We start from the raw sequence: 13,495 nt of genomic DNA, 5'->3' as shown, positions 1-13,495 counted from the left end.
TGATTCATCTTCAATCATGTTTCATTATTGAAACTATATCTGAAACACTGTTTCGTTTTTGGGCTGTGGAGGCTTTGATGTCTGTGGTATCGCAAGATTCGCCTCGGTTGCGTGTGGTCGCGGTCGGCCTGCACGGTTTGCGCTCTCTGCTAGAGGAATTGGTGCCCTTGTACCGCGATCAGGCTGAAATCTTGATCGTGGACAAAGCCTATGGCGAGGCGGTGGACATGATTCAGGCCATGCGTCGCTTGGGCGAGCTGGATGTATTGGTGTCTGCCGGTTCGAATGGCCATTATCTGCGTGAACATCTGGATGTGCCGGTGGTGCTGGTGCGTCCGGGCGGGTTCGATATTTTGCGCGGCTTGGCTCAGTCAGCCCCGTCCGTGCAGAGCATGGCCGTCGTTACGTATGGCGATCCGCCGCCCGAGTTACAGGCATTTATCGAGCGTTTTGGTTTGCCGGTGTATTTGCGTGCCTATCGTAGCCAAAGCGATGCGCGTCGCTGTGTTCAGGAGTTGCGCAGCCTTGGCGTGCAGCGTGTGCTGGCACCGGGGTTGGTGGTGGATCTGGCGCGGGACAGTGGCATGGACGGTGTCCTGCTTTATTCCCAGGGCGCTGTGTGCGAGGCTCTGGAAGGGGCGATTGAGCTGGCCAGGGTGGCGCGTGCTGAATCGGCACGTCGGGAGCGATTAAATACGATTCTGGCTCAGTTGCGCGATGGCGTCGTGGCGGTCGATGCGCAGGAGCGGGTCGAAACGGTGAATCCGGCAATGGAGGCCTGGCTGGGGCGGCCTGCGCAGGAACTGCTGGGACGCTGCCTGAGCGATCTGAAGCCCGAGCTGCAATTACGTTCCACGCTGCGTAGCCTGGACGCTCAGCAGGACGTGGTGCAGCCTGTGGGTGAGCGCATGGCAGTGGTCAGCCGCACGCCCATTCTGGAGCAGGGGCGTCTGACCGGCGCGGTGCTGGTGTGCCAGGACCCGGCGGCGATTCAGCGCTTGGACCGCAGCTTGCGCTCGCGCAGCCACCGTGCGGTGTCGCATGCCGCGCGCTATAGCCTGTCCGATCTGGTGGGAGACAGCGCCGTTATGTGTCGGGTGCGCAAGCAGGCGCAGGCCTGTGCGCAAAGCGCGGCCACGGCCTTGATTATCGGCGAGAGCGGCACCGGCAAGGAGCTGTTGGCACAGGGCATGCATCAGGCCAGTGGGCGGCGCTCACAGCCTTTCGTGGCGATCAACTGTGCCGCGTTTCCCGATGGGCTGCTGGAAAGCGAATTGTTCGGCTATGTGGAAGGCGCGTTTACCGGCTCCAGCCGCGGTGGCAAGGTGGGGCTGTTCGAGGCGGCGCACACCGGCACGCTGTTTCTGGATGAGATCGGCGATATGCCGTTGTCCTTGCAGACGCGACTGCTGCGGGTGCTACAGGAAAAAGAGGTGTTGCGTCTGGGGGCCATAGAGCCTGCTCCGGTGGATGTGCGCGTGATTGCGGCGACCCACCGCGATCTGGCGGCGCTGGTGCGCGATGGCCGGTTTCGTCAGGATCTGTTTTATCGTCTGAATATTCTGGTCCTGCATTTGCCGCCGCTGCGGCAGCGACGTCAGGACTTGCCTGCGTTGGCGGCGCACCTGGCCGACAAAGTGGCGCAGCGTCTGGGCGCGCAAATGCCCAAGGGGTGGGTGCAGGCTTTGCTGCGGGCGGGCCAGGATTACGATTGGCCGGGCAATATCCGCGAACTGGAAAATCTGATTGAGCGCCTGATGGTGCTGGGTGCAGCTCAGCCCGAACAGGCACTGTCTGTGGAGGGGCTGGTGCCGGAACTGCTGGCTTCAAGCCGGGCCAGGGATGTGTCTGCCGGCGGCGTGGCGTCGGGCGATGATGCGGCGGGGGTAGAGCGGCTGGGGCCGGAGAGTTTACGCGGTCAGCGCGAACGTAGCGAACATGCGTATCTGTTGCAGGTGCTGGAGCAATGTGGTGGCAATCGTGAGCAGGCTGCTGCGCGTCTGGGAATCAGCCGCACGACCTTGTGGCGCAAGCTGCGTTCCTAGTAGGTGGGGGGGGGCAGAGTCAAAAAAAATCCCCGCCGGCAGGGCTGGCGGGGATTTTTCTGGGTGTGTCGATCAGCCCAGCAGATCTTTCACGCCGTCACGCTCTTCCAGCAACTCGTTCAGAGTGTGGTCCATGCGCTCACGCGAGAAGGCGTCGATTTCCAGGCCTTCCACACGCTTGTATTCGCCGTTTTCGGTGGTCACAGGCACACCGTAGATGATGCCTTCTGGGATGCCGTAGGAACCGTCCGAAGGAACACCCATGGTGACCCATTTGCCATTCGAGCCCAGGACCCAGTCACGCACGTGGTCGATGGCAGCGTTGGCAGCCGAAGCGGCCGAGGACAGGCCACGGGCTTCGATGATGGCGGCACCACGTTTGCCCACGGTGGGGATGAAGGTGTCGCGGTTCCATGCCTGATCGTTGATGATCGCGTCGATCTTCTCGCCGTTCACGGTAGCGAAACGGGTGTCAGGGTACATGGTGGGCGAGTGGTTGCCCCACACGATCAGGTTCTCGATGTCAGCAACCGCCTTGCCGGACTTGGTGGCCAACTGCGACAGGGCGCGGTTGTGGTCCAGGCGCAGCATGGCGGTGAAGTTCTTGGCCGGCAGATCGGGGGCGGACTTCATGGCGATGTAGGCGTTGGTGTTGGCCGGATTGCCGACCACCAGCACTTTCACGTCGCGGCTGGCGACTTTGTTCAGGGCGCGGCCCTGGGCGGTGAATATCTGGGCGTTGAAAGCCAGCAGGTCTTTGCGTTCCATGCCTGGGCCGCGTGGGCGTGCGCCCACCAGCAGGGCCACGTCGACATCTTTGAAGGCTTCTTCGGCATCGCTGTGGGCGGACATGCCTTGCAGCAGCGGGAAGGCGCAGTCGTCCAGTTCCATCATGACGCCCTTCAGGGCTTTCTGGGCTTTCTCGTCGGGCAGCTCCAGCAACTGCAGGATCACGGGCTGGTCTTTGCCCAGCATTTCGCCGGAAGCGATGCGAAACAGCAGGGCGTAGCCGATCTGACCGGCGGCACCAGTGACGGCAACACGCATTGCGGGTTTGGACATGAGAGTATGACTCCGTTTTTGGGTTTGAAAGTCGAGGACGAAAAACACAGTTTAATGCTTTTGCGGGTGTCGCATCGAGCCTGGCTGGCGGTTTTTCGCAGGGCGTTCACAGCCCTTTTTTTCACTGCGCAGCCTAGACCAAAACCGGCAGCACGTCAAACGTCTTATATCTTATATAAGACAGAAGAGTGTTAGACATTCGGGGCGGGGCATGCGAAAATTAGCGTACTGTCTATTTTGTTTACAAGTTCGCCGCGCCCCGGCGTGTCGTGCGCACTTGTTCATTATCAACCATGTCTGAAAACGTGCCGCCCATACGCGCCTCGGAAATCGAAAAATCCGCGCCCAGTGCGGCCTATAGCCCACTGTATCAGCAGATCAAGGCTCTTTTGTTACAAGGGCTGGATCGCGGCGAGTGGAAACCCGGCGAGTCCATTCCCAGCGAACTGGAGTTGGCGGCCCGTTTTCAGGTCAGCCAGGGAACGGTGCGTAAAGCCATCGACGAGCTGGCGGCCGACAATCTGCTGATCCGTCGCCAGGGCAAGGGCACCTTCGTGGCCACGCACCACGAAGCCCGCGTGCGTTTTCGCTTCCTGCGCCTGGCCCCGGACGACGGCAAGCCCGTGCCTTCCTCCAGCCGCATCCTGGATGTGCGCCGCCTTAAAGCACCTGCCGATGTGGCCGTGCTGCTGGATCTGCGCACTTCGGATATGGTGGTCAATCTGCGTCGGGTGCTGTCCTTCGAGCAAGTCCCCACCATTTACGACGATATCTGGTTGCCCGGTTCGGCCTTCAAGGGCCTGACCCTGGAGGCGGCCGTACAGAACAAAGGCCCTATGTATGCCTGGTTCGAGAGCAAGTTCGGCGTCAGCATGGTGCGAGCCGACGAAAAGATCGGCGCCGTTGCCGCCGCAGGAGAAGCCGCCGCCGTGTTGCAGGTTGCCCAGGGCACGCCCTTGCTGCAGGTCGAGCGGGTCTCCTACACGTATGGCGACCGTCCTGTGGAACTGCGTCGCGGCCTGTACCTCACCGAGCGCTTTCATTATCGAAACACTTTGAACTAGACCGACGGCATACGGCATTTGATACTGCATCGTCTTGTCAAATCGGTGAAAATACCAAGGTTTATCTGTAATTTCTTTTTTTTATCTACTTCGAGGCCATCATGTCTGATACCGCACCCAAGCAGCGCCCGCAGTATCGCAATATCAGCGTGCCGCAGATATTGAGTTACCGCTTGCCACTGGCGGCAAAATCGTCGATTTTGCATCGCGTCAGCGGCGCATTGCTGTTCCTTTGTCTGCCGCTCGTGCTGTTGCCGCTGTTCTCCCTCAGTGTCAGCTCTCCCGAATCGTTCGAGACCCTGCGCAGCTATGTCGACAATCCCGTCTGTAAGCTGATTTTGCTGGCTCTGATCTGGGGTTATCTGCACCACTTCTGCGCTGGCATCCGTTACCTGATCCTCGATCTGCACATCGGCAACGACAAGGAGTCGGCCAAGAAGTCGGCGGGCATGGTTTTCGGCGTCAGCCTGGCGCTGACTCTGGTCTTTGGTCTGAAACTTTTTGGGGTCTGGTAATGGCTAATCGCGAACGCATCGGCGCACACCGCCTGGTTGTCGGCGCTCACTACGGCACGCTCGATTTTCTGGCGCAGCGGGTTACGGCCGTCATCATGGCCATCTACACCCTGGTCATCGTCGGCGGCATCCTGTTCAGCAGCGAACTGAATTTCGAGACCTGGCGCGGCCTGTTCACTTTCCGTATCGGCGCATTGCCATTGGGCCAATTGCTGGCCACGCTGTTCTTCCTGTCTTTGTCCTGGCATGCCTGGATCGGCGTGCGCGACATCTGGATGGACTATGTCAAGCCCGCCGGAGTGCGCCTGCTGCTGCAAGTGCTGACTCTGTTGTGGCTGGTGGCATCTGTCGTGTTTTTTGCAAAAATTATCTGGAGTCTCTAAACCGTGGCTTCCATCAAAACTTCTCTTCCCCGCCGCCAGTTTGACGTGGTCGTGGTCGGTGCCGGCGGCGCCGGCATGCGCTGCTCCCTGCAACTGGCTCAGGCCGGTCTGTCCGTAGCGGTCCTGTCCAAAGTATTCCCAACCCGCTCCCACACCGTGGCTGCTCAGGGTGGCGTCAGCGCATCGCTGGGCAACATGAGCGAGGACCACTGGTACTGGCATATGTACGATACCGTCAAGGGTTCGGACTGGCTGGGCGACCAGGACGCCATCGAGTTCATGTGCCGCGAAGCACCGCACGCCGTGTACGAGCTGGAACACTTCGGCATGCCTTTTGACCGCAACGCCGACGGCACCATTTACCAGCGTCCGTTTGGCGGCCATACCGCCAATTTCGGCGAAAAGCCCGTGCAGCGCGCCTGTGCCGCTGCCGACCGTACCGGTCACGCCATGTTGCATACGCTGTACCAGCGTAACGTGGCCGCCCGTACGCAGTTCTTCGTCGAATGGATGGCATTGGATCTGCTGCGCAACGAAGCGGGCGATGTGCTGGGCGTGACCGCCCTGGAAATGGAAACCGGCGAAATCTACATCCTGGAAGGCAAGCGCGTGGTGCTGGCCACCGGTGGTGCCGGCCGTATCTGGGCGGCGTCTACCAACGCCTTCATTAATACGGGCGATGGCCTGGGCATGGCTGCCCGTGCCGGCCTGCCGCTGCAGGACATGGAGTTCTGGCAATTTCACCCCACCGGCGTGGCCGGCGCAGGCGTGCTGATTACCGAAGGCGTGCGCGGCGAAGGCGGCATTTTGCTGAACAAAGACGGCGAACGCTTCATGGAGCGTTATGCCCCTACCCTGAAGGATCTGGCCCCGCGCGACTTCGTGTCCCGCTCTATGGACCAGGAAATCAAGGAAGGCCGCGGTTGCGGCGACGGCAGCTACGTGGTGCTCAAGCTCGATCACCTGGGTGCCGACGTCATCAAAAAGCGTCTGCCCTCGATCCGCGAAATCGCCATCAAGTTTGGCAACGTGGACCCCATCAAGGACCCGATTCCCGTGGTACCCACCATCCATTACCAGATGGGCGGTATTCCGACGAACTACTACGGCCAGGTCGTGGTGCCCGGTGCCAACGGCGAGAACAAAATCGTCAACGGTCTGTACGCCATCGGCGAATGCGCGGCCACGTCGGTGCACGGTGCCAACCGCCTGGGCACGAACTCGCTGCTGGACTTGATCGTATTTGGTCGTGCCTCGGGCAACCACATCGTGGCCTCGCACCCCGAGAAAGAGCACGCCCACCAGGAAATCAACGAGTCCTCCATTGAGTTCTCCCTGGACCGCGTCAACCGCCTGGAGTCGCGCACCTCGGGTGAAAAAGCCCAGGACGTGGGCAACAAGATCCGTACCGCCATGCAGGCGCACTGCGGCGTGTTCCGCACCATGGATCTGCTCAACAAGGGCGTGACCGCCATCGAGTCGCTGGTGCCTGAAGTCAAGGACATCTACTTCAAAGACAAGTCCAAGGTCTTTAACACTGCGCGCATCGAAGCGCTGGAAGTGGCCAACATGATCGAAGTGGCGCGTGCCACGACCAAGTCTGCGGCGAATCGCACCGAAAGCCGTGGTGCCCATGCCCTGAACGATCACCCCGAGCGTGACGACGAGAACTGGCTGCGTCACACCCTGTGGTTCTCCGAAGGCAGCCGTCTGGACTACAAGCCCGTCCAGATGAAGCCACTGACGGCCGAATCCATCCCGCCCAAGGCCCGGACTTTCTAAGCAGGATATTGAAATGAGCCAAACTCGCAAGGTCAAATTCGAAATCTACCGCTACGATCCTGATAAGGACGAGCGTCCCTACATGCAGAAGCTGGAAGTCGAGCTGCAGCCTACCGACAAGATGTTGCTGGACGCGATCCTGCGCATCAAGAACGACGTGGACGACAGTGTCGCGCTGCGCCGTTCTTGCCGTGAAGGTGTGTGCGGTTCGGACGCCATGAACATCAATGGCAAGAACGGACTGGCTTGCACCACGAACCTGCGCGATCTGCAGGAACCCATCGTGTTGCGTCCGCTGCCCGGCCTGCCTGTGATCCGCGATCTGATCGTGGACATGACGCATTTCTTTGATCAGTACCATTCGGTCAAGCCTTACCTGATCAACGACGCGCCGCCTCCCGAAAAAGAGCGCCTGCAGAGCCCCGAAGCGCGTGAAGAGCTGGACGGTCTGTACGAGTGCATTCTGTGTGCTTGCTGCTCGACCTCCTGCCCGTCGTTCTGGTGGAATCCGGATAAATTCGTCGGTCCCGCCGGTCTGTTGCAAGCCTACCGCTTTATCGCCGACTCGCGCGACGAAGCCACGGGCGAGCGCCTGGACAACCTGGAAGATCCGTACCGCCTGTTCCGTTGCCATACGATCATGAACTGCACGGACGTCTGTCCCAAGGGTCTGAATCCGTCGCACGCCATCGGCAAGATCAAAGAAATGCTGGTGCGTCGCAGCATCTAAAAGGTGGGTATGGACCAATGAGAACATTGACGGAACTGGAACGCGCCCGCTTGCGCTGGCGCGCTCGGCGGGGCTTGCTGGAAAACGATCTGATGATCACCCGTTTTCTGGATCGGCACGAAACTGAGCTTACTGATGTGGACGTGTCGGCCCTGACCCTCTTGTTCGAAATGGACGATACAGTTTTGCTGGATGTCCTTCTGGCTCGTTCCGAGCCAGAAGGGCGGTTCGATACGCCCGACATCCGGCGGCTAGTGGAAATTATGCGAAAGCTTTAACCATTGAGGAAAAAAGTGATGGAATTGTCAGACAAGAAAGCCACGCTATCTTTCTCCGACGGCAGCCCTGCGGTCGAATTCCCTGTGTACCAGGGAACCGTGGGCCCGGAGGTCATTGATATCCGCAAGCTCTATGGTCAGACGGGTATGTTTACCTACGACCCGGGTTTCATGGCGACCGCTTCCTGCGAATCGGGCATCACCTACATCGACGGCGACAAGGGCCAGCTGATGTATCGCGGCTACCCCATCGACCAGTTGGCGCAGAACTGCGACTTCATGGATGTGTGTTACCTGATTCTGAATGGCGATCTGCCCGATGCCGGCCAGAAACAGGATTTCGACTCTCTGGTCACGAACCACACCATGGTTCAGGAGCAGATGCAGTATTTCCTGCGTGGTTTCCGTCCGGATGCGCACCCTATGGCCATCCTGACCGGTCTGGTGGGCGCGCTGTCGGCTTTCTATCATGATTCCACGGACATCACCAATCCTCACCACCGTCATGTCTCGGCCATCCGTCTGATCGCCAAGATGCCTACGCTGGTGGCCATGACCTACAAGTACTCGCTGGGCCAGCCTTTCATCTACCCGCAGAACGATCTGTCCTACACGGGCAATTTCCTGCGCATGATGTTCGCCACTCCTTGCGAGGACTACCACGTCAATGAAGTGGTCGAGCGCGCTCTGGACCGCATTTTCATTCTGCACGCCGATCACGAGCAGAACGCCTCCACCTCCACGGTGCGTCTGTGCGGTTCTTCGGGCACTAACCCGTTTGCCGCCATCGCTGCCGGTGTGGCGTGTCTGTGGGGTCCTGCCCACGGCGGTGCCAATGAAGCATGTCTGAACATGCTGGAAGAGCTGCAGGCCAATGGCGGTATCGACAAGGTCGGCGAGTTCATGGAGAAGGTCAAAGACAAGAACTCGGGCGTGCGCCTGATGGGTTTTGGCCATCGCGTCTACAAGAACTACGATCCGCGCGCCAAGCTGATGCAGGAAACCTGCAAGGAAGTGCTGGAAGCCCTGGGCCTGCAGAACGATCCTTTGTTCAAGCTGGCGATGGAGCTGGAGCGTATTGCTCTGGAAGATCCGTACTTCGTCGAGCGCAAACTGTACCCGAACGTGGACTTCTACTCGGGCATCGTTCAGCGCGCCATCGGCATTCCTACGTCCTTGTTCACCGCGATCTTCGCGCTGGCCCGTACGGTAGGCTGGATTGCCCAGTGGAACGAAATGCTGTCCGATCCAAACTACAAGATCGGTCGTCCTCGTCAGTTGTACGTGGGCGATACGCAGCGCGACGTTAAGCGTTAAGAATGGCTTGTGGTCAGATGTTTGGAGTCTTCCAGGCGTACTGACCGCAGGTAATGGCAGCCGGGCTGCTGGTTCGGACGCCAAGTGCACCTTTAAGGTGCACTTTTTTTTGGAGAACTCTTCCAGTAAATTCGGGGACTCCTTCGTATTGGGTAGGCCGTTTGGGCCAAGCGTAGAGAACTTCGGGTTCTCGCCAGGCTGGCCGCAGCGGGCCGGCTTGGCTGGGGCCTTCGCCCGCGCTTTGCGCGGGTTCCCTGGTCAGGATACCAGGGCGGGCGGGGCGTGAACTCGCAGAGTGATTCGTCCACAGGACGAATCACAAGCATTCTGCTCGAACAGCACACCCCTTGCCTCCCGCCCCGGCATCCCGCCTGCGGCGTAGGCCCTGACTCGCCCGCCGGACCGCTGCGGCCAGCCTGGCGAGAACGGCACCGATGTGCTTGGCCTAAACGGAGGGACGTGCGGGCCGGGTGCAGGCGTCGTTCTGTTTGATGGCGGTGCTTGCTGCTTGTCCGGCGGACAAGCCAGCAGCCGGAGTTAAGGACTCGTCCGGTCATGCGTCCCGATCAGGGCAGCGGTACTCGATTTGAACGGTGATTTCTAGCGCCCGCATTCTGCTCATGAATAGACGGTGGTCGCCGAAAATAGGCGAAGCCCACTTTTTGGCGGCCATACTGGTCGGACTCAAGCTAACAGCGTCTGCGCATGATGTATCGCCTCCCGGCACAGCACCTCGTCCGCATCCAGGCTGCGACCGCTTACTCCCAGCGCGGCGATGCAGTGGCCCTGCCAGAGCAAGGGTGCGCCGCCGGGTAGGCTGCACAGGCCGCTGTCCTGGAAGTCGGGCAGGAAAAGGGCTTCGCGTTCCAGCCGTTCCGCCAGGCTGCGGGTTGGTACGCCAAAGCGCGCGGCGGTATAAGCCTTGGCTTGCGCGATGGCGATGCAGCGGGCGGGTGCCAGGTCCATGCGTAGAAAGTGCAAGAGTTCGCCCTGACCATCGCATAGCGACAGACATACCGGTGCGCCGCCATCCTGGCGGGCGCGCTCCAGCGCCCAGAGCAGGATCTGGCGTGCCGGCTCCAAGCCCAGGCGGGGCTGGGCCAGAATGGGACTTATCGCGTCAGCCACAGAGAGACCTCCGGTACGTAAGTGACCAGCATCAGAATCAGCAGCATGATGGCCAGGAAGGGCAGGGCGGCACGGGCGATTTTTTCTATGCCTATTTTGCCGATGCCGCTGGCCACGAACAGGTTCACGCCTACTGGTGGAGTAACAAAGCCGATGGCCAGATTCATGACCATGATGATGCCGAAGTGGATCGGGTCCACGCCCATTTTCAAGGCCAGCGGCAACAGCACGGGAGTGACGATCACAATGGCGGCCAGCGCTTCCATGAAGATGCCGATCACCAGCAGCAGCACGTTGATGAACAGCAGGATCAGGATACGGTTGTCGGTCAGGCTCAGTATTTGCTCGGCAATGAACTCGGGGATCTGTTCGATCGTCATGATGTTGCCGAACAGCGTGGCCATCGCCATCAGCAAGATGATGATGGATGAAGTCACCGCTGATTCGATGGTGGCGTTCCACAGTTTGGTCAGTGTGATTTCTTTGTACACAAACAGTCCTACCAGCAGGCCGTACAGCGCTGCGACGGCAGCTGACTCGGTAGGCGTCATGATGCCGCCGTAAATGCCGCCAAGGATGATGACAGGCACCAGCAGTGCCCATTTTGCCTCCCAGATGGCGCGGCCTATGGCGGCCGGCGAACGGTCGCCGGGTTCGCCGCGCCATCCCTGGCGGCGCGAGATCAGGTAGGCCACCAACATCAGTGCCAGGCCCATCAGAATGCCCGGTACGATGCCGGCGACAAACAGCTTGCCGATCGATACCTGCCCTGACACGCCGTAGACCACAAATGGATTGCTGGGGGGGATGATGACGCCGATGGCACCGGCGCAGGCCACCACGCAGGCGGCAAAGGCTTTGTCGTAACCGCGTGCGATCATGGCTGGAATGGTGATGGTGCCGATAGCGGCCACCGTTGCCGGGCCTGAGCCGCTGATGGCCGAAAAGAACATGCAGGTCATGATGGCGGCCAGAGCCAGTCCGCCAGGCAGCGACCCGACCAGCTTGTCAGCAACGGCCAGCAAGCGGTTGGACAGACCGCCCGCTCCCATGAATACGCCGGCGGCGATAAAGAAGGGAATGGCCATGATGGGAAAGGAGTCGATGGATACGAAAGCGATCTGCGCCAGGTAGTCCATCGGCAAGGTTCCGGCCCCCACGACAGTGGCCAGCGTGGCCAGCCCCAACGAAAATGCAATCGGCACGCCCAGGGCGACCAGCACGGCAAAGTAGCCGAACAGCAGCAGGCTGGGGTTGAGCTCGTCGCTGAGCAAAACGGGCAGGGCCAGCAGCGCGGGCAATAACAGCCCGGCGGCCCAGTCCAAGGGGGTAAGCTCGGCGCGCATGTTCAGGATATCCTGCACGCAGCGCAACGCCATCAGGCCAAAGCCGATGGGAAGAATCAGATACGGAATGGCATAGCTGATCTGCAAGGCGGGTGTGGTTTGGGGGAACTGCAGCTGCATTTGGATGTGCTCTGCGCCCATGAAACACAGCAGGCCGGTCAGCAGCAGACTGAGCAAGTCAATGGACAGCCACAGGCGTCGGCTCCAGGCGGGATTCATGGCTTTGTGCAGCACATCCACGCGGATGCCGCTACGGGTAAGAATGGTCAGGGACACCGCCAGGTAGGATATCCAGATGAAGATGTAGCGAGACAGTTCTTCGGTCCAGCTTGCCCAGCCTATCATCGAGCGCAGCGTGGCCAGCAGGCGGTCCGGATCGATGATGGTGCTTAGCCAGGCGCGCTGCTCGGGCGCAGTCGCCAGATGGCTGAGCGTAGCCATGACGTAGCGGAACAAGGTTTGGTAATTGATGATCAGAATCATCAGCAACAGGCCGATGAACAAGAATGGCTTTTCCAGCGCATTCAGTCGTGCAGAAGCAGAATTCATATTGTTTTGTCCTCCCGGCGCAGGCAGCACAGGGCCTGCCGGAACGCCAAGGCGAACGGCAGGCGGGAACGCGGCGTGGTGCCGGGCCTTGTTACTGTTGTGTGTCTATGACCAGTTGCACCAGATCGGCGGGCAACTTCTGAGCGTATTGCTCGTAGACCGGCCGGGTCAGGGCGCGTAGCTGCTCCAGATCGGCGGGACTGGCCTCGTGAATGGCGACGCCGGCTTTGGCGAACTCCTCGCGGGCCTTCTTTTCGTTGTCGGGATAGTAGCGTTCGCGCTGGGCCTGTACCGCCTCTTGGGCGGACTCGCGAATAATTTGCTGGGCTTCAGGCGGCAGCTTGTCCCACCAGGCTTTGTTGGCCATAGCCACTTGCATACCGTAGTTGTGCGCCGAGGTAATGGCGTACTTCAGGGCTTCGTGATGTTTGGCTCCGGCCAGGTGGGGAAAGGTGTTGCCTTCGGCGTCGATGGTGCCTTGTTGCAGGGCCGTATAGACTTCGCCCCAGGCGATGGGAGCGGGGTTGGTGCCCAGTGCCTTGGCCACATCCACTTCGACTGGAGAGTCGGTCGTGCGCATTTTCAGGCCGCGCAGATCTTCGGTGCGGCTCAGGGGCTTGGCGGCCGACACGAAGTGTCGATAGCCGTACTCGGCATACATGATGGGTTGCAGGCCGATGTCATTGGCGACTTTTTCAAAGTAGTTGTTCAGCGGGCCGCCGGGGTCCATCGATTGATAGAACTGGTTTTGTTTTGCAGGGGTGGTGATGTAGGGCAGGTCAAATACCTGGTACATCGCCGAGAAGTTGGCCAGATTCGGGGTGGAGCTGACGCCCACTTCCAGAGAGCCTTTCTGGGCACCTTCGATCAGTACCCGGTCGCTGCCCAGCACGGCCCCAGGAAAGAGTTGCACTTTGATTTTGTTGCCTGATTTTTCTTTGACCAGGTCGGCGAAGGTCTGATAGGCCTGGGTGATGTGATTGCCGGGTGGCGCAGTGTGGGCCAGGCGAAACTTGATGGCCGGACCACTGTAGTCGGCCTGGGCAGGGAAGGCCGCCAGGCAGGCGGCCAGGGGCAGGGCGTAGGCAAGAGCTTTCATGTCAACCTCCAATATCGTTATGGATGTCTGGGCATCTATTTTCATACGGGCTGTATGAAATATCGTTTTACGACATTAATAGTTCCGTTTACTGGAACTTGATTGGATATTGGCGATGGGTAATTAGGCTGTCAATCGGATTTTGTTGTAATCTGAACTTTTGGTGCCGAAATCAGTGTAAACCTGTAGATGAAAAG

General features: G+C 59.8%; 12 protein-coding genes. 8 read left to right on the top strand and 4 right to left on the bottom strand.

Annotation, left to right across the window (positions count from 1 at the left end):
• Positions 1-77 precede the first annotated feature (77 nt).
• Positions 78-2,045 carry a propionate catabolism operon regulatory protein PrpR gene (prpR, locus tag AADW57_RS12525; RefSeq protein ID WP_341667228.1) on the top strand — a complete coding sequence of 656 codons (1,968 nt, stop codon included), beginning with the start codon at positions 78-80 and terminating at the stop codon, positions 2,043-2,045.
• 72 nt (positions 2,046-2,117) lie between these two features.
• Here prpR and AADW57_RS12520 read toward each other — a convergent pair whose 3' ends face one another.
• Entirely contained in the window at positions 2,118-3,107 is a 990-nt protein-coding gene (locus AADW57_RS12520; protein WP_341667227.1) for a malate dehydrogenase, read from the bottom strand.
• 293 nt (positions 3,108-3,400) lie between these two features.
• Between AADW57_RS12520 and AADW57_RS12515 the strand changes: the two genes are divergently transcribed.
• From AADW57_RS12515 to gltA, 7 genes are all read left to right on the top strand, one after another.
• Positions 3,401-4,171, top strand: a complete 771-nt coding sequence (locus AADW57_RS12515; protein ID WP_341667226.1) for a GntR family transcriptional regulator — start codon at positions 3,401-3,403, stop codon at positions 4,169-4,171.
• Positions 4,172-4,272: 101 nt separating this feature from the next.
• Complete coding sequence (sdhC, locus tag AADW57_RS12510; protein ID WP_341667225.1) at positions 4,273-4,686, top strand: succinate dehydrogenase, cytochrome b556 subunit; 414 nt, start codon at positions 4,273-4,275, stop codon at positions 4,684-4,686.
• On the top strand, positions 4,686-5,069 hold the full coding sequence (sdhD, locus tag AADW57_RS12505; protein WP_341667224.1) for a succinate dehydrogenase, hydrophobic membrane anchor protein: 384 nt from the start codon (positions 4,686-4,688) through the stop codon (positions 5,067-5,069). The genes sdhC and sdhD overlap by 1 nt, the downstream gene beginning before the upstream one ends.
• 75 nt (positions 5,070-5,144) lie before the next feature.
• Positions 5,145-6,851 carry a succinate dehydrogenase flavoprotein subunit gene (sdhA, locus tag AADW57_RS12500; protein WP_445819206.1) on the top strand — a complete coding sequence of 569 codons (1,707 nt, stop codon included), beginning with the start codon at positions 5,145-5,147 and terminating at the stop codon, positions 6,849-6,851.
• 13 nt (positions 6,852-6,864) lie between these two features.
• Positions 6,865-7,581: a succinate dehydrogenase iron-sulfur subunit gene (locus AADW57_RS12495; protein WP_341667222.1), complete on the top strand. Its 717-nt coding sequence runs from the start codon at positions 6,865-6,867 to the stop codon at positions 7,579-7,581.
• Between the two features lie 17 nt (positions 7,582-7,598).
• Positions 7,599-7,859: a succinate dehydrogenase assembly factor 2 gene (locus AADW57_RS12490; RefSeq protein WP_341667221.1), complete on the top strand. Its 261-nt coding sequence runs from the start codon at positions 7,599-7,601 to the stop codon at positions 7,857-7,859.
• Between the two features lie 18 nt (positions 7,860-7,877).
• The gene (gene gltA / locus AADW57_RS12485; RefSeq protein WP_341667220.1) at positions 7,878-9,176 is read left to right on the top strand and encodes a citrate synthase; all 1,299 of its coding nucleotides are present in this window, start codon (positions 7,878-7,880) and stop codon (positions 9,174-9,176) included.
• 684 nt (positions 9,177-9,860) lie between these two features.
• On the opposite strand, the gene AADW57_RS12480 is transcribed toward gltA, so the two are convergent.
• From AADW57_RS12480 to AADW57_RS12470, 3 genes are all read right to left on the bottom strand, one after another.
• Complete coding sequence (locus AADW57_RS12480; protein ID WP_341667219.1) at positions 9,861-10,304, bottom strand: GlcG/HbpS family heme-binding protein; 444 nt, start codon at positions 10,302-10,304, stop codon at positions 9,861-9,863.
• Entirely contained in the window at positions 10,289-12,199 is a 1,911-nt protein-coding gene (locus AADW57_RS12475; RefSeq protein WP_341667218.1) for a TRAP transporter large permease, read from the bottom strand. The genes AADW57_RS12480 and AADW57_RS12475 overlap by 16 nt, the downstream gene beginning before the upstream one ends.
• A gap of 91 nt (positions 12,200-12,290) precedes the next feature.
• Complete coding sequence (locus AADW57_RS12470; RefSeq protein ID WP_341667217.1) at positions 12,291-13,298, bottom strand: TRAP transporter substrate-binding protein; 1,008 nt, start codon at positions 13,296-13,298, stop codon at positions 12,291-12,293.
• Positions 13,299-13,495: the final 197 nt, after the last annotated feature.

It is taken from the genome of Alcaligenes sp. SDU_A2, assembly GCF_038237375.1.
GTDB lineage: Bacteria > Pseudomonadota > Gammaproteobacteria > Burkholderiales > Burkholderiaceae_B > Alcaligenes.
This window is presented reverse-complemented; position numbering and strand designations above follow the sequence as displayed.